We start from the raw sequence: 17,937 nt of genomic DNA on the forward strand, positions 1-17,937 counted from the left end.
CGAAAGAATGAAAAATGAAGTAATCCGGGGGAAAACCGCTCTCTTAATACACTTACTATCGACCGGATACTAAAATTAACGCGAACTATGAGATTATTGGACGCGTAGCGGACTGATGTTTCCGGGTGATTCCTTTTGCTATCGCACCGGCGACCCGGAAACATATCGTACCTATGGCACGTAATTAACTCACAATCAAGCAGTAAACCTCATAATCAGTAACCTACTCAATCACTCTTTTAGCAATTTACTGCGCCGAACGGTTTGCCCGTCTTCATCCTGAATCAATACAAAAAACAGGCCCGGCGACAAGGTAGACACGTCGATGTTTGCGGAGTAATCGGTAGCGGTTCGGGTCAGGAGCGCCGAGCGAAGGACGATGCCCCGGACATCCACCAGCGTAAACCGGTAGGTTCGGCTCTTGACCGATTCCGGTATAAACGCAATCGTCACCTGCCGGGAAGCCGGATTCGGCGAAATCCGCAGGCTGACTCCAGAACTGACGGGCGGATTTACTGACGTAATGACATCCAGCGTGATTTCTGCCGAAACCAGTTCCGCACAGCCGTTGGCGTTGGCGCGCACCGAATACCGCCCCGATTGGGTGGCCGTATAGGATTGCTGCGTGGCCCCCGCAATCGGAACGCCGTTCAACAACCACTGGTTGCCCGTCGTTGCGTTGGATCGCAGGGTGTAGCCATCGCGGGTAATCACCGGTACCTGTGGATCTTTGACCGTAACGACCACAGCCGCCGAGGTCGCCGTGGGGCACTCGCCCGACACCCGGACGCTGTAGGAACCGGCAGATGCCACCGCCAGCGTAGCGGAGGTAGCCGCTGAAATCGCCTGTCCGTTCAACAACCACTGATAGGCATATCCGGCCACATTCTGCGCCCGCAGCACCACCGAACTGCCCCGGCAAATGTCCGTTGCGCCATCGGGCGTTACCACCGCCACCACCGCAGAACCCGGTTTCGGCGTCACGGCCACGCGCTCCGATGCCGGACAACCCGTTGCTTTCACCCGCAGGTTGTAGAGGTAATAATAGGCATTCGTCAGCGTATCCCCATTAAACAGCGATCCTTTCAGACTGATGACACCGGGAATCTGGAACGGAAAACCCGTGACGCCGACATTGCTTCGAAAAATAGTAGCACCATCTTCATAAGCAATACCAATTGTATAATTGCCCGCTTCCGGAATCGACAGATTGAGCAAATAGTCGGCACCCGGATCGGTGGGGTCGTCCGATTGCTGTCCCGATGGGGGCGTTCCGACGGGCGTGTTGGGGCTTCGCGTAGGCGTTACGTCGAGCGTTACGCTGGAAACGAAGGCGCCATCCGGTTTCTGAACCGTAAACGTAATCCGTCCTGCGCTGCCGATATACAGCCGGGCACTTTCCAGAATGATCGGAACCTGCGTCGAAATTACCGGTTGTGGACCAAAATTCCCCGAATACGTTCCTCCGCCAAACGCCTGTTTGGTCGCCGGGCCGAACGTACCGGTAAATTGGTTGAGTGCCGCATAGTAAATACCGCTGGCTGGTTGGCTGAGTGCCGTTGCCTGATTACCCGCGCCGATCAGGTTTCCGCCTGTCGGAGCATCGTACCAGAAAGCCGTGCCACTGCCGGTATTTCGGAGTGAAACTGCACTGTTGTCACAAGCCGAAACCGAAAAACTGCCCTGATCGGTGAGGGCTGCCGTAGTCGTCAGAATGCTTACCAGTTGGTCGTTTGCCGCATTTTGATCCGCTGGCAAACGCGTCTGAACCGTGAAGCGATAGGCGGTTGTGGTTCTGAATTCCGCCGGGCCGCGCAGAACCAACCGGGCTTCCTGCGATGGCCCCAATGTCACTTTCAGCGTGTCGCTCAGGCTGGCAACAGCACCACCAAACGGGGCCAGAATCTGAACCGTCACCGGAATGTTCCGCTGCTCGGTGGAGCCATAATTCCGAACCGTTACGGCTACCTGAATCTCGGACTGGCTGCAAAAACCGTTCTGGGGCGACACCAGCGCACTGATTCCGACATCGCTTTGCGGACGAACGAAGCGCACCAGATAATCCTGGGTTTCGCCGTTGGGATAATTTCCACAGGCCTGCACGGCGCTGGCATCACTCGTTTCGACCGTCACAATCCGCAGGCGCGTAGATTGCCCTTCGACCAAACCGCCCGGCACCGTTACGGTTGTCGAAAAGGTTGCCGGAGTCGTCAGCACACCCGAGGTGGCGACCAGTTCGTCCGCGTCATCAAAATCACCGTCTAGATTCCAGTCAATGAACGCTCTGGTAACGGTCTGCCGGTTTTCGCCACAACTGCCGAGGGTCACGTTCAGCGGCAGTTGCTGACCGATAGAAACGTTGGTGATTACACTCGTGAAATCAGAATACGACTGGCAGCCGTCGCGCCCGGCCTGGTCGATGGTGCCGAAGCGAACGCGGTCGATGTTGGCCGCACCCGCCGAAGCAGCCGCCGAAGCACAATACGCTTTCCCGCCGGTTGCACTGACGATCAGACCGAAATCTTGCCGGCCGTTCAACAGGCTGTTTTTGTGCGAAATAGTCAGCGTGTAGGTCTTTCCGGGAATGGCGTCAGCAATCAGAATCTGCTCGACATTGTCCCGAAGGTTATCACCGCGCGTCGCCGGATTCGCCGGGTTGGCCGGATCGAGCACCCAGGGTAACAGTGTCTGCGAACCATCCGCCACCCGAATGTCCAGGTCGTTGACCAGTCGCGGACTGCGGTTATTGAAATTCGCGACTGAAGCGCCCAGACTCGTTCCGGCCGGATCGGTCCAGCAAATCGTGACCACCAGCGGCCCTCGCCCCGAGGCTACGATCTGCACGGTTTGGCGTTCGCCCTGATTCAGCGTTCGCTCTTCCAGCAAATGACTTTTGTCGGTATTGGCAATAACGCGCGCGGCTTTTTCCACGTTGAGCAGCCCCCAGCCAAACCGGTAGTCGGGGCCGGGCGCGTCACCGGCTTCGTTGGCGGTGTGCAACGCCAGCCCTTTCAGCGTCGACGCTCGCATGAGCTGTCCACTGTGCGATTGAGCGTATTGCTCCTGCAACAACAGCAGCGACCCCGACACATTGGGTGCCGCCATCGACGTACCGGAAAGTGTGGCGTAGGCATTGTCATTGGCCGACCCGGCAGCCAGCACGCTGACGCCCACGCCCACCAGATCCGGTTTAATGCGCCCGTCGTCGGTTGGACCCCAGGAGCTGAAACCCGCCAGCCGGACGTCCGAGGGTTGGGCATATTCAGTGGCAATGCTGCTGACGGCGCCCACCGACAGAATATTTTTGGCGTTGCAATCCGTCGAAATCTGATCGTAGCCGGTCTGGTTGTTGCGGGGAGTGCGGCTGGCGGCATTCCGGTTGACGAGCCAGTAGGGTTCGTTGGCTCCCGGGCCATTCTGCCCGTGCGTATTTCCCGCCGATTTCACCAGCAGATAATACGGAGCCGCCACGGCGATGCGGTCCAGATCGCGGGCACCGCTGTTGTAAATCCCGAATTTGTAATCGTCCAACGCATTGACCGTCGTATCGCCCCACCATTCCCATTTGACGTCACCCGCGCGGTCGGCATTAAAAACCCAACCGGCCTGAATGTTGTACGAATGGTTGGAAAGCAGCAAATCAGCTGCAGCCGCAGCGATTTCGGCGTCATCATTGCTGAAGTCATACGCTTTCAGATTGGCCCCGAAAGCCATTCCCCGCGCCCGTTCGTTTACCCCGGCACCGATCATGATGCCGGCCACGTGGGTCGGGTGATTGCTGATGACCCCGCTGCTGTCCACCTGCGTTATCCGTCCGGTCAGTTCCGCGTGGGTCGAGCGCACTTTGCCGCCATCCCAGATGCCCAGTTTGTCGCGCACAGCCGCGCTATTGCCCGACAGGTTCAGGCCGAGCGAACCGCCGGTATACAGCGATGAGGTACGGGTCGTATTGCCCGCCCGGGTGGCACTGGTGGTCGCCTTGAAGAGCAGATTATGGTGTTCATCGACGCCGTGGAGGAGAAGAATCGTTCCGTCTGAGCGTTCCTGACGCAGCGGAATCTTCTGTTTCTGAGCGATTTCTACGGCCCGGAGGTACGCCGGACGACGGTTTTGCTGCAAACCCTGACTGAGCTGGTTGAGAAACGACCGCTGTTGCCGGTTATAAAGCGGTTTTTGAGCATTGGCTCCGAGCGCCATCCCCACCAGCAAGCCAATCCACAGAAATCGGAAACGTGAAGCCATAAAAAAATGCTAAGCCCAACAAGTTATTAAAACTGTTGGGCTTAGCATGTAATCAGAACGGATTTTTAATCCGTTTCGTATTAAACCGCCTTCTGGGCAGACAGAACTACGTCTTTTACCTTTTTAGTGGTCGCGTTGGAAACTTCAACCCGGTAGGTACCGTTTACGGCATCTTTCAAACCGAAATGAACCGTGTTTCCTTCTCCCAATTCTTTGCTGGCAATCACTTCGCCGTTCAATTTTGACAACCGAACCGTAATCGGCTGATCATCAACTCTATTGACAACGACGGTTACATTCGCCTGTGGACCAGATTGGCCCATTAACGAACCAAGCAGTGATTTAGGAGTAACGGCGTCGACTACGCAAATCATAATAAAGCCCATCCCAAGGGCCATCAACGAAGCTTTCAGTGTGGTGTTCATCTTTCTATTTGTTTACAGTGGAAAACCTTTTTTCGAACTATTCAACAAAGTAACTATTAAAAGATGATATAAAGTTCTACCCATTTAAGGCACTGGTTTTCAGTGCAATTTCAATTTCAACAGCTTATTACAATTGTACTTATACGCACCAAATATTATTTGGCATCTATACAAAACGGATTCATTTAATTTTCAGATAAGCCGCTTGCTCAAGTATCAGAAATAATTGAAAAATTCAAAAATTCTTTATATAATACAATTTTATTTTTCACGAACTGGAGATAAATCGAGGTTTTACCGTCATCAGGCTATTTTCAAAGTACCGTAAACAGCGCTGGAACGGCCGTTTTAGCCTTATAGGATAGAAACGGAGTGTATTGAATAGTAAACACAATACCGCAGAATAATACAACACGACTCTTCCATTCTATCAGCCTTTGTGTGAAAGACAAACGCAAAAAAAAAGCGGTGTAGGTTGATCCTACACCGCTTCTGTGGTTTCCGGCTCAGCCAGAACCGGTTTTGGTTGCTTCGGCGGGGGAATATACTGCCGGAAAAAGCTGGCAATTTTCATTTGCAAAACGCCAAATACGGCTTCTTTGAAAATCCCGCTCGACATTTTGGAGGCTCCCCGGGTTCGATCGGTGAAGATAATCGGCACTTCGGTGATGCGATACCCGTATTTCCAGGCCAGAAACTTCATCTCGATCTGGAACGCGTAACCAACAAACCGAATATTATTTTGCAGGACGGTTTTCAGTACATCCCGGCTGTAGCAGATGAATCCGGCGGTGGGGTCCATGACCGACATACCGGTGATGAAGCGAACGTAAATCCCGGCAAAGTACGACATCAAAACGCGCCCCATCGGCCAGTTTACCACATTAACACCCGTAATGTACCGGGAGCCGATGGCCACGTCGTTGCCGGTGTCGACACAGGCTTCGTAGAGCCGCGCCAGATCGTCAGGGTTATGCGAGAAATCGGCATCCATTTCACAAATATACCGGTAACCCTGCTCCAGTGCCCAGCGAAAACCGGTGATGTAGGCCGTGCCCAGGCCCAGCTTGCCTTTCCGTTCCATCAGATGAAGCCGCCACGGCAACCCGTCGGCGCCGTACTCCTGCTGCAATTCTTTCACCCGCCGGGCCGTGCCATCCGGTGATCCATCATCGACAATCAGCATATCGAAAGGCGTCGGCAGGCTCATGACCTTTCGAATGATGAGTTCGATGTTTTCAATTTCGTTATAGGTCGGAATGACCACCAAGCATTCTTTCAAGGCAACAGTCGGGTTAGAGTATGTTACTCATAAAATAACAAAAAAAAATACCGGAATCAGGTACTGCTTCCCTTAAAATTTGTTAAAAACCGGGTATTACTCAGCGATTTCCAACCCGGCCAGTCGCGCACCCAACGTTTTGGCTTTCCGGATGCAGTCAGACAGACTCGGTCCCTCATACCAGTTGGCGCACACATACAAACCGTCCGTTTCCAGTGCCGGCGTCTGCTCCCGAACCGGCACCATCCGGGCGTCATACTGCGGAATAGCCCGTTCCCAGCGCGTGAGCCACTGCCGCACCGGCGCTTCGGCCCGAATGCCAAACGCCTGAACGAGTTCGTGATGCACCCGATGCCGGATGACCTCGTCCGGGTGTTGGGTGTTTTCTGCGCCCTGCTGTCCGCCCACCAAACTGGTAAACAACACTTCGTCCGCCGGGCAGCGGTCGTCGAAAACCGAACTGCTCCAGATGTGGCCAGCCGCAAACTGGTTTTCGACCCGCGGATTCAGACCGCCAAAACCGTCGAGCGGGTGAGTAACATCGGCACGTTTATAGACCGAATGAACGGCGGTCATGGGTGGATAGGTGATCTGCCGGAGCCGGTTGGCCACCTCCGGCCAGGTTGCCTCGAGCAGGTGAGCCGCAGCGGCTGTATCGCAGGCCAGCACGACAGCATCGGCAGAATACGTTCCGCTCTGTGCTTCGAGCAGCCAGCCGGTTGCGGTTTTGGTCAGGCGGTTTACCGAATCGTTCAGGTTGAGGGCCGTAAGTTGGGCCGCCAGGGCATTGGGCAATGTTTGCAATCCCTCACGGAAACTGAACGACTGCCGACGCTCCGCCGAACCCGCCTTTTTGATGAAGCCTTTGAGCACCGAACCATATTGTTTTTCGTAGTCCAGCAGCATCGGATAGGTTTCCGAAACCAGCAACTGATCCGGATCACCGGCATAGACACCGGCCACGAACGGCGCCAGCGCATAATCGACCACTTCCTGCGAAAACCGCCGGCGAAAAAAAGCACTCAAGGTTTCACCCGGGGGCGAAACCGTCGGGTTGGAACGCTCCCGCCAGAATGCCTTTTTGGTTTCCCAGCTGAAGAACGACGAGAAAAGCAGCGACAACGGCCCCGCGGGCAGTTTTCGATAGGCTCCGTTCCGGTAAATATACCGCGCTTTACTTACCGGTTTGGCAAACCGAATGTCCGGCGTCAGCCCCAACTGGTCGAGCCAGGCCAGCAAAGCCGCATCACCCAGCAGCGAATTCGGTCCGCGTTCGATCAAATACGCTCCGTCGCGCCGGGACTGCATAAGGCCGCCCGGTTCACGTCCGCGATCGAACAACCGATACGGGATCTGGCGTTGCTGAAGGTCATACGCCAGCGTCAGGCCCGAGATACCTGCTCCAATAATGGCAATCATTTCGCTAAATTTTTCAGTCGGGTCGGCAGCTTGCTTTTTGTCACGCTGCTGGTATCCGTCGTTTTTTTACGCCGTTCCAACTCTTCCGTCACCTTTTTATAAATTTCGGCTAACTGTTCCGGGTCCGATGAGTAATAGGTATAACTCTTCGAATAAGCGGCTGTATCGACCTGGTATTTTCGAAAAATCTGTTTTTCGATATGCTTGTAAATCAGCGTATTGCTATCCTGCGAAATCCGGTTCAGTTTCGTAACCCGGGCTTCGGCCAAGTGGATTTCGGTCAGAATCTGCGCCATTTTTGCTTCCGGAATCAGGTTTTCGGGCGCTTCTGCCACGGGCGTTTGGCAGGCCTGCGACAGAGCCAGAAACAGGAACAGCAGGCCTATTCGGAATTGGCTGCACAGTTGCGCGTTCATTTTCGTTATTTTTGTCAAAGCTGGCATTTGAATAGCCCCTAAATCCGTAACGACGGCCCGGCCCTAAAGGGGACTTGGACACCGAAGTATCCAGATTCATAAAATCCTCTGAAGGGAATTTAGGGATATCGAAAGTTATGCAAATGTCGGGAATCCTGTTCTTAGTAACACGCTGTTCAACGCGGCTATTCTTGACTGAATTCTTTTTCTCGGGATTTTCAGCCGCATTGAACCGAAAAAACACCATGCACGAGTTTTTGGCAAGACTATATCAGTTTGAAATTCGGATCCGGAAAGCCGTCAATTCGCAGATGCGCGGCAATTTTCGATCCATTTTCAAAGGTTCCGGACTGGAGTTCAGCGATTTGCGGACGTATCAGTACGGCGACGACGTGCGGGCAATCGACTGGAACGTATCGTCGAAAGGCCACGGAACGTTCGTAAAAATCTTCCGGGAAGAAAAAGACCAGACGGTTTTTTTCCTCATCGACGTCAGCGCGTCGCAGGAAATTGGCACCACCACCCGCTCCAAACTCGATACGACCCGCGAAGTGTGTGGCGTTCTGGCGTTGTCGGCCATCAAGGAAGCCAGTCACGTGGGCATGTATTGTTTCTCGGATCAAAAGGAAAAATACCTGAAACCGTCGAACAGCATGAAACACGGTTATCAGTTGATTGTCAACCTGTTCAAGCTAAAACCGGAGTCCGTCCGAACCAGCCTGACCGATGCGCTGCTGTTTACGCTCAACGTACTGAAACGCCGGAGTGTGGTTTTTCTGGTGTCGGATTTTATCGACTCCGGCTACGAACACAGCCTAAAAGCCCTCGCCCGAAAACATGATCTGGTGGTGATTCACATGTACGACCAGCGGGAAACCAGCCTGCCGCGATTGGGCATCATTCCGGTCTATGACACGGAAAGCCGCCGAACGGTTTGGGTCAACACCTCCTCTTCGGGCTTTCGGAATGGCATCAAACAGACCTTTCGGCAGAGTCAGCAGCAGTTGGAGCGGTTTTGTAAACAATATAACGCCAATTACGTGGCCCTCGATTCGCAGGCGGATTACGTTCCGCAACTGATCGAGCTGTTCCGTGTCCGAAAAACCCGATGAATAGTATGACAGGAACACAGCCGGGTCGTCGCACGCTAAAACGGATTCAACCGACTAAAACGGATTTTATGCGCCGACAGATCGGTATTCGTTATTCGCTGTTCGCTATTCATTATTTATTCTTAACTCTTAACTCTTCATTCTTAACTCCCTCACCCGCCCAGCCTCCCAAAGGCGTTTTCCTCACCGACACGATTGAAATCGGCAAACCGTTCCAGTATTCCCTGAGCATTCGCCACCGGTCCAGGGTCGATGTGTTGTTTCCGGACACCTCCCGTCACTTCGCTCCGTTTCTGGTGCGTGACATTGCGATTTTTTCGACCAAAACCGACGCCAAAGGCAGCCTCGACAGTTCGGTGTATACGCTCGTATCGTTCGAAACGAGTCCGACCCAGACGTTGAAAGTGCCGGTGTTTCTGCTGCGCACCCCCACCGACTGCACTGTTGTTTTCTCCAATGTCGATACGATCCGGCTGCGGGAGCGCATTCAGACGCTGCGCCCCGACACGCTCCGGCTGTCGACCAATACCACCGTCGTTTCGCTTCGGCAGCAGATGAATTATCCGTTGCTAATGACGATTGTGGCGGGGTTATGCCTGCTGGCGGGGATCCTGTTTCTGTTTTTCGGACGAACCATCCGAACGCGCATCCGGCGGTATCAGTTGTATCGGCAGTACCTGGATTTTCAACGGGCGTTCACCCGTCTGACGCGCGGCATTGGCCCCGAAACCGCCCACGAAGACGCCGGACGGGCCGTCGTGATCTGGAAACAGTACATGGAACGGCTGGAGCGAAAACCGTATACATCGCTGACGACCCGCGAAATTGTTGAATCGGTGCAGGATAACCGGCTGGCCGACGCGCTGAAAGAAATCGACGGTGTGATTTACGGAAGTGTGTATTCCGACCAGACGCAGCAGTCCCTCCGCATCCTGAACGAGGTGGCGGATACGGCCTACCGCCGGAGCAGCGTTCGGATGGAGGAAGTAAATCAGGAAGTGCCTATTTGAACAGTTGCCTATGGAATGGTTTTCGTATCAATGGTTTACAATTTCGCAACTGCGCCAGTTTACCTGGGCGCAACCGATTTATTTGTACGCCATTCCGGCCATTCTCCTGCTCTTTGGCTTACGATCGTTGTTGTCCAGTCCATCGCGGCAACGGCTGAATGTGGCCCTCAACAAGACCGAACTCCAGCCTTCGCTGGTGGGGAGTTTGCGGTATCTACTGCCCCTCAGCCTGTTTATTGCCACCACACTTCTGCTGATGACGCTTGCGCGGCCCCAGATCATTCGCGAAGAAACCGAGCGGGTGGCCGAAGGAATCGATTTGATGCTCGCCATTGATATTTCGTCGTCGATGGCCGAAACCGACCTGAAGCCCAATCGCCTGGAAGCCGCCAAGCGCGTGGCCCGCAGTTTCGTTAAAAGCCGCCGGAACGACCGGATTGGGCTGGTTATTTTTGCCGGCGAAGCCTATTCGCTCTGCCCGCTAACGACTGACCACGACCTCCTGAACGGCTACCTGAACGACCTGGATGACAGCATGATCAAAACGTCCGGAACCGCCATCGGCAGCGCCCTGGCGGTTTGCATCAACCGGATGCGCGAATCGAAGGTCAAGAGTAAGGTGACCATTCTGCTCAGCGACGGCGACAATACGGCGGGCAACCTCGACCCGGTGACGGTGGCGCGGCTGGCGAAAGCGTTTAACATCCGGATTTACACCGTAGCCATCGGCCGCCCACCGATGCCGAGTGTGTCCAGCAACCTGACGACGGTGACGGTGGACGAAGGCATTCTGACTACTATTGCCAACATCGGGAGCGGCAGTTTTTTCCGGGCGGGCGATGCCCCGCGTCTCCAGGCCGTTTTCAACGAAATCGACCGACTGGAAAAAGCGCCGGTTAAAACCGTGATTTACAAGGATGTCAAAGATTTTTACCGCGTTTATCTGTACTGGGCCATCGTGTTCCTGTTGCTGACGCTGTTCCTGAAGAACACGATTTTTGGAAATATACTGGAAGATTAAAGATGTTAGACAAGAGAGTAAAGACCGTTTTGCCGTTGTTGTCGCTTGTCTCACCTCTATCCTCTCACATCTCGTATGCTACTTTCTTACTACAACGAAAACTACATTGAAGCGGGGCTGGATGAGGTTGGGCGGGGGTGTTTGGCGGGGCCGGTGGTGGCGGCAGCGGTTATTTTGCCGAAAAACTACACCCATCCTATTCTGACTGACTCAAAGCAACTAAGCCGTTTTCAGCGCGAGCAACTGCGGACAGAATTGCAGCGCGACGCTTTGGCCTGGGCCGTTGCGGAGGTGTCGAACGAGGAAATCGACCGGATTAACATCCTGAAAGCCAGCTTTCTGGCGATGCATCAGGCACTGGACTCGATCATGAGTCAGATTGGTGGTGTCAAACCGGATCATTTGCTGGTCGACGGCAACCGGTTTGTGAACTACCCGATGATTCCGCACACCTGCATTGTCAAAGGCGACACCAAGTTTCTGTCGATTGCGGCCGCGTCGGTGCTGGCCAAAACGTATCGGGATGAGTTGATGGAAAACCTGGCGATTGAGTTTCCGCACTACGGCTGGGAGCGGAACGTAGGTTATCCGACGCCCTACCACCGCCGGGCGATTCAGGAATTCGGGCCGTGCCGGTGGCACCGGATGAGTTTCCGGCTGGTATAGAAATTCCGTCGCCGATTACAACGGTTTGTGACCCAACGGAATCCTGTCGGTATCTGCTTTTCCAACCCTTTATGAAAATTCTGAACCTGCTGTTTCTGCTCCTTCTGGTAACGGCCTGTAACCGCAAGAACGACGACGCGATTCTGGCGAGAGGCTCCTCCTTTCGTTTGATTCGAACAGATTACTACGAAAATCCGGCGAATCCGGCTTCGTTTCGATCCACCCGCTACGACTACGACGAGAACAACCTGCTCCGCGAGGTCATTTCGGCAAACACAAACGGCACGGTGGACAGCAAACAGGTTTACCGGTGGACAGACGGAAATACGCTCCGCGTGGAACAGCATTTTACCAATCCGCCCTGGTCGAGCAGCATTCAATCGGGACAACCCCTGAAAATCTATTCCTACGATGATACGGTTTTCAATCCCGACACGACCATCCGCAAACGACAAAACTATACCCAGACTGATACAAAAACCGAGTATCGCTCCTCCACTACATTTGAGTATGCCTACGGGAATCGAATCACGCGGAAAAACACTTACACGAGCGATGGAAAGCTGGCTTCGTACACCGTATTCCAGTACGATAACCGGGGAAACGTAACGATGGAGGAGCTATATACAAACGTTTCCGATAATGCCCGGCCCAATGTCAGCACAACCTACGAATACGATACTGCGCCAAATCCCTATCGCACGGTCCGCCTGAACTCCGAGATTAGCTGGTACATGAGTCCCAACAACATTGTCCGGCAAAAGTCGATCAACCTGGTTTCGTTAATCAGCACCGACGAACAATGGAAATACGAATACCGCCCCGACGGCTATCCCGCCCGGATGATATATGCCGATGGCCGGAAAGAGGAGTTTATTTATAACGAATAGGTTTTCAGTATACGGTTTTCTGTTTTCGGTGGCTGACGTATGACAGCTAACGCAGTTGCAAATCCGCCAGGAAGCATGCGTCAGCCACCGAGAACCGTATACTGAAAACCGTAAACCATTACCCCTGCTTCGGGCGCTTGTATAGTGGCACGGTGCTGCACGGCTCGCCGAACATAATACTCTGGGCAACGGGGCGCAACCGGCGGGTGATTTCGACGTAAGCCGCGGTCGGCACCGGAACTTTGCTGCAGCCTTTCACCACCACGCGGGTGTCGCGGTAGTCTTCGATGTTGATGCGGGCAATGGCGTCGAAATAGAGTTTTTCTTCCAGATCCTGCAGCGAACCGAACACCACGGTGTGGGCGTAGGGTTCCAGGTGAATCGTCAGGAGCATGAACGCCCAGGTCGGAACGATGGCGTCTTCGGTGCAGGTGACGGCCACATTTTTATCAGCGTATTGGCTCCAGTCGTGGGTTTTCAGGAATTCACGGAAATCTTTCTCCTTGAGAATCAGCCCCATAAACAGGTTGCCCTTCAAGTCGTAGACAATCCGCTCGCCGGGGTGGTAATAATCTTCCAAATCCAGGGATACCAGGCCGCTTTTGGCGACCCGATTGACAATCAGTTCCGTTTCCATACCCGCTAAACAACCAGCTTCTTCGGCTTGGTTCCCACAAAATCTTTTAAGTAGTAGGGCTCAAAATCAGCGACACGTTCAAACCGGCCTTCCCGATACGCCAGAGCGGCCAGTTGGCCCACCGTTCGGGCCGAGGGATGAATGAGCTGTTCGGTAAAAATCGCATTCGGTTGATGCGCCAAAACCGCCCGGCATTTGGCCGCACCATTCCCGAAAAACACGACGGGCTGTTGCGCCAGTAAGTCCGCGAACGATTGTTCATCAATGATTTGCGCTGAGGTCGGCACCTTTTCACGGCCTTCCGAATCATAAACCGCACAGTAGACTTCCATCCGCCGGGCATCGAGCAACGGGCAAAGGGCGTAAGACGCAGGATAAAAACCGTTCACCTGCCACGCCATCGCTTCGAGCGTGTTGATCGCCAGCAGCGGTTTATCGAGCGCAAAACACAGCCCTTTGGCCGTCGAAACGCCAATCCGCAAACCGGTGTAGGACCCCGGCCCTTTGGCCACGGTGACTGCGTCCAGTTCAGAAAGCTGGTGTCCACTCTGATGAACCACATTCTGAATCAGCGTCGTCAACATGCCCGACGATGATTTTTCGGTAAACAATTCGAAACAGGCCAAAACCGCTCCGTCGCGATGAAGGGCTACCGAACAGACGGTGGTAGAGGTATCGAGGGAGAGAATAAGAGACATGAAATGAATGATGAACGATGAACGATGAACGATGAATGGGCTGGCGCACAAATTCATCGTTCATCGTTCATCATTCATCATTAAAAAATTAAGGTTTTCCTTTCAAAATAGACTGATACCGGTTCATGTCTTTGAACAGGTCGAGGGCGGCTTTGACTTCCGGATCGGTCGCGAACGAAACTTCTTTCATGCCTTTCTGGAGGTAATAATGCCCGACAATTTCCTGTTCCAGCAACGTTTTCAGTTCGCTTTTGAACGTCACCAGATCGACATCCTTGCTGTGCGACAGTTTCGTACGCAACGCTTTTAGCTGATCCTGAATCTGATCGAACGATTTTTCTTTCTTGGCCGAGGCTTCGAGCGTTCCCAGTTCTTTTTCAACCTGCGTGGTGTAATCGTATTCCTTGTCTTTCAGCCATGTCACAAAATTCTGGTATTCGGCGTCAGTCAGGCTGAACTCACGCGCGGGCTTGATGGTCGGGTGGTCGTGCCGGTATTTGATGGCGTAATCGAAAATCAACCCCTTGTTGGTCAGGCTAATCGCGATCGGGGCGGGAGTTATCGGTTCGACCAGCACATCCGGCGTAACGCCACCACCGTCGTAAACCGGGCGACCGGCTTTGGTTTTGAAGGCGGTTTTCAGCGAATCCGGAATCTTGCCCACGCTGCCGTCCGGGTTGCGGTGGCTGTAGTCGATGGCCTGAATGCAGCGACCACTCGGAATGTAGTATTTGGCCGTGGTAATTTTCAGCTTGGTGTTGTACGACAGTTCGCGGGTGGTTTGCACCAGCCCTTTTCCGTAGGTCAGTTGCCCTACCAGAACGCCCCGGTCGTAGTCCTGAATAACGCCCGAAACGATTTCGGCCGCCGAAGCACTCCGGCTGTTGGTCAGCACGACGATCGGAATTTCCAGATCCAGGGGCGGGTTCAAAGCCGTGTAGGTTTTGTTCCATTCGGTTACTTTGCCTTTGGTCGTCACAATTTCCGATTCGCGCGGCAACCAGATGTTGGCGATATCGATGGCCATATTGAGCAAACCGCCCGGATTTTCGCGTACATCCAGCACCAGTTTTTTCATGCCCTTGCCTTTGAGTTCGACAAACGCATTCCGCACCTCACGCGATGCCGTACCGGTAAAGTCTTTCAGATCGATGTAGCCTACGTCGCTCGAAATCATGCCGGAATACGGCACGTTGGTCATTTTGACCACATCGCGCGTCACATTCAGATCAATGGGGTCTTTGGCTCCAAAGCGTTTCACCGTCAGTTTAACCGCCGTATTGGTTTGCCCCCGGAGCAGTTTGTCAGAATCCAGTTCGCGCCGGGCTTTGATGTCCACACCGTCGACCTTGAGAATCTCATCGCCAATCTGCAAACCGGATTTCTCGGCGGGTGTGCCTTCATAAATCATCATCACGATGCTGCGTCCCTGCCGCGAGCCAATGAGCGCCCCGATGCCATTGTAGCGTCCGGTGGTCATCGTCATGTAATCCTCGATTTCGTCTTCGGCGAAGAAGTTGGTATACGGGTCGAGCGATTTCAGCATGGCGTCGATGCTGTTCTTCACCATCCGGTTCGGATTCAGTTCGTCGACGTAATACAGATTCAGCTCTTTGAACAGCGTCGCGTAAATGTCCAGGTTGCGGGCAATTTCAAAAAACCGGTCGTCGTTGCGGAACGAATAAAAACCCAGGCTTCCTGCCAGAAGGGTCGCTCCCAGGGCGACAGTCAGACGTTTGCGCATATCTTTAAGGAAAATGAGTTGTTTCTCAGAGCTAATCAGAGAAAATCAGGGTTTATCAGAGAAAACTTTGATTACCTCTGGTTTTCTCTGATAAACTCTGTGAAATAGCTTTTTTACTCACACACGAGCTAAAGCTAATTTCATACTTTTTTCTATCTCTTCAAACGAAATTATTGCGCGGGCGGTATATAAAAAGACAATATAGGCGGGAGGTTGCTTCGGTTTTTCAGCGGTTCCGAACAGAAGTGCCTTATTCAGGCGGTAGGCTTCGCGGACCCGGCGACGGATGAGGTTGCGGTCGACGGCTTTTTTGAAGTTTCGGCTGGAGACCGAAATCAGGACGGCAGGCAGCGGATCAGTCCCGGCTGGATTGCCCCGCTCGGGGTCGTCCATATAGAGGAGTCGAAATGGAAAAAGGTAGAACGTCCGCGTGGTCGCACTACCTTTCTGAAATAACTGACCGATGGTTTTTTTACTGCAAAGCCGTTCGGATTTTTTGAACGTTTGCTTCATAATGCGTTTAAGGTTTAATGTTTAACGTTTAAGGCTGCTTCTTGCGCAGAAACGTTAAACCTTAAACTTCAAACCTTAAACGATTAGATTTTAAACCGATCGCCTTTTTTCTCGTCCGAAACCGTCAGTTTATGACGTCCTTTTGCGCGACGGGCGGCCAGTACTCTGCGGCCATTGGCTGATGCCATGCGCTCGCGGAAGCCGTGCTTGTTCCGGCGCTTACGGTTCGAAGGTTGAAACGTTCTTTTCATGACTAACTATATCTTGGATGCCTATTTTTCAAATGAGTCTGCAAAGGTAGAGAATGTTACGGAACGAAACAAGTTTGATTTTCACATTTAGCGTTTTCACAAACAAGCGGTTATATTCGCAGGTATGCACTACCGTATTTCGTCTACCAACCCTTCGTCCCGGCTCCTTGAAGTTGATTTTTTGCTGACGGCCATTTCATCGTCCACCGTTGACCTGCAGCTCCCCGCCTGGCGCCCCGGCCGGTATGAGATTCAGAACTTCGCCAAAAACATTCAGCGGTTCGAAATCTTTGATCAAACCGGAAAACCGCTGGCGTTTCAGAAACTCACCAAAGACCGCTGGCGGGTACAAACCGAAGGCGTTTCGGAACTCGTCGCCCGGTACACGTATTACAGCAACACCATCAACGCGGGAACCAGCTACGCCGACGAGCGGCTGTTGTACCTCAATCCGGTCAATTTGTGTCTGTATGCCGACGGTCGTCTGCTGGAACCCTGCACGCTCGAACTGGCCATTCCGGACGATTGGCAGATGGCCTGCGGAATGAAGCAAACCGCACCTAACATCCTGGTTGCCTCCGATTTCTATGAACTGGTCGACTGCCCGCTCATCGCTTCGCCCGATTTGCAACACCTGGAATATGAAGTCGATGAGACCCTGTTTCACCTCTGGATCTGCGGCAACATCAAACCGGATTGGGAACGAATCCGGCGCGATTTCAGCCGGTTTTCGGAAACCCAAATCCGGCTCTTCGGCGAATTTCCCGAGAAAGACTACCATTTTCTGACGCTGATTCTGCCGACGGCGCATTACCACGGCGTCGAACACCGCAACTCCACCATGCTCGTGCTGGGCCCCAACGACGAAGGCGAGGGCCTGTATACGGATTTGCTGGGCGTTTCGTCACACGAATTGTTTCACGCCTGGAATGTCATTCGCATTCGGCCAATGGAGTTATTGCCGTATGATTTTACCCGGGAAACGTACTTTACGACCTGCTTTGTGGCTGAAGGCGTCACGACCTATTACGGGGATTTGCTCCTTCGCCGGGCGAACGTTTTCACCGATGCCGCCTATTGGAAAGAGCTTCAGGTGCTGTTGAAACGGCATTTTGAACCCAACGGACGATCGTTCCAGTCGCTTACCGAATCGTCCTGGGATTTGTGGCTGGACGGCTACGACAAAGGCGTACCGAACCGGAAAGTGTCGGTGTATTACAAGGGCGCTACGGTTGCGCTCATTCTGGACTTGCACATCCGCCGAAAATGGAACCACGCCCGTTCACTCGATGACGTCATGCGGCTGATGTGGGAACGATTCGGAAAACCGTTCGTGGGGTATACGCTGGAGGAGTACCGCGCCATCACGGAAGAAGTGGCCGATGAACCGCTCGACTGGTATTATGACCGCTGCATCTTTGGCAATGAACCGCTGGAATCGCTCCTGAACGAATACCTGGCGTTTGTCGGCCTGCAACTGGAATACGATACCACCGACCTAGTTAGTGCGCCGTCGGTGCTGCTCGTTCAGCACGACGACGAGGCCGGTTTGCAAAACCGCTACCAGTGGCTGGGTGTTCAATCCTGATCGGGTTGGAAGACGGGTAAAAG

16 protein-coding genes are annotated in these 17,937 nt (G+C 53.4%); 6 read left to right on the top strand and 10 right to left on the bottom strand.

The window, feature by feature from the left end; all coding sequences use genetic code 11:
• Positions 1-231 precede the first annotated feature (231 nt).
• The 5 genes from F0P93_RS14760 to F0P93_RS14780 form a co-directional block, all read right to left on the bottom strand.
• Complete coding sequence (locus tag F0P93_RS14760; protein WP_150877133.1) at positions 232-4,242, bottom strand: S8 family serine peptidase; 4,011 nt, start codon at positions 4,240-4,242, stop codon at positions 232-234.
• 80 nt (positions 4,243-4,322) lie between these two features.
• The gene (locus F0P93_RS14765) at positions 4,323-4,667 is read right to left on the bottom strand and encodes a T9SS type A sorting domain-containing protein (protein ID WP_138993021.1); all 345 of its coding nucleotides are present in this window, start codon (positions 4,665-4,667) and stop codon (positions 4,323-4,325) included.
• 481 nt (positions 4,668-5,148) lie between these two features.
• A complete protein-coding gene (locus F0P93_RS14770; RefSeq protein WP_150877135.1) occupies positions 5,149-5,949 on the bottom strand; it encodes a polyprenol monophosphomannose synthase in 801 nt (266 codons plus the stop codon).
• 96 nt (positions 5,950-6,045) lie between these two features.
• Entirely contained in the window at positions 6,046-7,368 is a 1,323-nt protein-coding gene (gene hemG, locus F0P93_RS14775; protein ID WP_150877137.1) for a protoporphyrinogen oxidase, read from the bottom strand.
• The gene (locus F0P93_RS14780) at positions 7,365-7,784 is read right to left on the bottom strand and encodes a DUF4296 domain-containing protein (RefSeq protein WP_150877139.1); all 420 of its coding nucleotides are present in this window, start codon (positions 7,782-7,784) and stop codon (positions 7,365-7,367) included. The genes hemG and F0P93_RS14780 overlap by 4 nt, the downstream gene beginning before the upstream one ends.
• A gap of 245 nt (positions 7,785-8,029) precedes the next feature.
• Between F0P93_RS14780 and F0P93_RS14785 the strand changes: the two genes are divergently transcribed.
• The 5 genes from F0P93_RS14785 to F0P93_RS14805 all read left to right on the top strand — a co-directional run bounded on the left by F0P93_RS14785 (position 8,030) and on the right by F0P93_RS14805 (position 12,483).
• A complete protein-coding gene (locus F0P93_RS14785) occupies positions 8,030-8,896 on the top strand; it encodes a DUF58 domain-containing protein (protein ID WP_138993017.1) in 867 nt (288 codons plus the stop codon).
• Between the two features lie 5 nt (positions 8,897-8,901).
• Positions 8,902-9,906, top strand: a complete 1,005-nt coding sequence (locus F0P93_RS14790) for a hypothetical protein (RefSeq protein ID WP_150877141.1) — start codon at positions 8,902-8,904, stop codon at positions 9,904-9,906.
• A 10-nt stretch (positions 9,907-9,916) separates the two neighbouring features.
• Positions 9,917-10,927 carry a VWA domain-containing protein gene (locus F0P93_RS14795; protein WP_150877143.1) on the top strand — a complete coding sequence of 337 codons (1,011 nt, stop codon included), beginning with the start codon at positions 9,917-9,919 and terminating at the stop codon, positions 10,925-10,927.
• A 75-nt stretch (positions 10,928-11,002) separates the two neighbouring features.
• Positions 11,003-11,593 (top strand): ribonuclease HII, encoded by a 591-nt coding sequence (gene rnhB / locus F0P93_RS14800; protein WP_150877145.1) that lies wholly within the window; start codon positions 11,003-11,005, stop codon positions 11,591-11,593.
• A 71-nt stretch (positions 11,594-11,664) separates the two neighbouring features.
• Positions 11,665-12,483, top strand: coding sequence for a hypothetical protein (locus F0P93_RS14805; protein ID WP_150877147.1), 819 nt, complete (start codon positions 11,665-11,667; stop codon positions 12,481-12,483).
• A 118-nt stretch (positions 12,484-12,601) separates the two neighbouring features.
• On the opposite strand, the gene F0P93_RS14810 is transcribed toward F0P93_RS14805, so the two are convergent.
• The 5 genes from F0P93_RS14810 to rpmH form a co-directional block, all read right to left on the bottom strand.
• Positions 12,602-13,120, bottom strand: coding sequence for a DUF2480 family protein (locus F0P93_RS14810; protein WP_150877149.1), 519 nt, complete (start codon positions 13,118-13,120; stop codon positions 12,602-12,604).
• Positions 13,121-13,125: 5 nt separating this feature from the next.
• Positions 13,126-13,818 carry a tRNA (adenosine(37)-N6)-threonylcarbamoyltransferase complex dimerization subunit type 1 TsaB gene (gene tsaB, locus F0P93_RS14815; protein WP_150877151.1) on the bottom strand — a complete coding sequence of 231 codons (693 nt, stop codon included), beginning with the start codon at positions 13,816-13,818 and terminating at the stop codon, positions 13,126-13,128.
• Between the two features lie 88 nt (positions 13,819-13,906).
• Positions 13,907-15,562 carry a S41 family peptidase gene (locus F0P93_RS14820; RefSeq protein WP_150877153.1) on the bottom strand — a complete coding sequence of 552 codons (1,656 nt, stop codon included), beginning with the start codon at positions 15,560-15,562 and terminating at the stop codon, positions 13,907-13,909.
• A 117-nt stretch (positions 15,563-15,679) separates the two neighbouring features.
• Positions 15,680-16,075 (bottom strand): ribonuclease P protein component, encoded by a 396-nt coding sequence (rnpA, locus tag F0P93_RS14825; protein ID WP_150877155.1) that lies wholly within the window; start codon positions 16,073-16,075, stop codon positions 15,680-15,682.
• A gap of 83 nt (positions 16,076-16,158) precedes the next feature.
• A complete protein-coding gene (gene rpmH, locus F0P93_RS14830; protein WP_111628991.1) occupies positions 16,159-16,326 on the bottom strand; it encodes a 50S ribosomal protein L34 in 168 nt (55 codons plus the stop codon).
• 124 nt (positions 16,327-16,450) lie between these two features.
• Here rpmH and F0P93_RS14835 point away from each other — a divergent pair, with 124 nt between their 5' ends.
• Positions 16,451-17,914: a M61 family metallopeptidase gene (locus tag F0P93_RS14835; protein WP_150877157.1), complete on the top strand. Its 1,464-nt coding sequence runs from the start codon at positions 16,451-16,453 to the stop codon at positions 17,912-17,914.
• The last annotated feature ends 23 nt before the right edge of the window (positions 17,915-17,937 follow it).

This window comes from Larkinella humicola, from assembly GCF_008727875.1.
Classification (GTDB): Bacteria; Bacteroidota; Bacteroidia; order Cytophagales; family Spirosomataceae; genus Larkinella; species Larkinella humicola.

Bases quoted from the DNA above. Each gene is read 5' to 3' on its own strand.
- F0P93_RS14760 (WP_150877133.1), bottom strand. From the start codon at position 4,242: ATGGCTTCACGTTTCCGATTTCTGTGGATTGGCTTGCTGGTGGGGATG.
- F0P93_RS14765 (WP_138993021.1), bottom strand. From the start codon at position 4,667: ATGAACACCACACTGAAAGCTTCGTTGATGGCCCTTGGGATGGGCTTT.
- hemG (WP_150877137.1), bottom strand. From the start codon at position 7,368: ATGATTGCCATTATTGGAGCAGGTATCTCGGGCCTGACGCTGGCGTAT.
- F0P93_RS14780 (WP_150877139.1), bottom strand. From the start codon at position 7,784: ATGAACGCGCAACTGTGCAGCCAATTCCGAATAGGCCTGCTGTTCCTG.
- F0P93_RS14785 (WP_138993017.1), top strand. From the start codon at position 8,030: ATGCACGAGTTTTTGGCAAGACTATATCAGTTTGAAATTCGGATCCGG.
- F0P93_RS14790 (WP_150877141.1), top strand. From the start codon at position 8,902: ATGACAGGAACACAGCCGGGTCGTCGCACGCTAAAACGGATTCAACCG.
- F0P93_RS14795 (WP_150877143.1), top strand. From the start codon at position 9,917: ATGGAATGGTTTTCGTATCAATGGTTTACAATTTCGCAACTGCGCCAG.
- rnhB (WP_150877145.1), top strand. From the start codon at position 11,003: ATGCTACTTTCTTACTACAACGAAAACTACATTGAAGCGGGGCTGGAT.
- F0P93_RS14805 (WP_150877147.1), top strand. From the start codon at position 11,665: ATGAAAATTCTGAACCTGCTGTTTCTGCTCCTTCTGGTAACGGCCTGT.
- F0P93_RS14810 (WP_150877149.1), bottom strand. From the start codon at position 13,120: ATGGAAACGGAACTGATTGTCAATCGGGTCGCCAAAAGCGGCCTGGTA.
- tsaB (WP_150877151.1), bottom strand. From the start codon at position 13,818: ATGTCTCTTATTCTCTCCCTCGATACCTCTACCACCGTCTGTTCGGTA.
- F0P93_RS14820 (WP_150877153.1), bottom strand. From the start codon at position 15,562: ATGCGCAAACGTCTGACTGTCGCCCTGGGAGCGACCCTTCTGGCAGGA.
- rnpA (WP_150877155.1), bottom strand. From the start codon at position 16,075: ATGAAGCAAACGTTCAAAAAATCCGAACGGCTTTGCAGTAAAAAAACC.
- rpmH (WP_111628991.1), bottom strand. From the start codon at position 16,326: ATGAAAAGAACGTTTCAACCTTCGAACCGTAAGCGCCGGAACAAGCAC.
- F0P93_RS14835 (WP_150877157.1), top strand. From the start codon at position 16,451: ATGCACTACCGTATTTCGTCTACCAACCCTTCGTCCCGGCTCCTTGAA.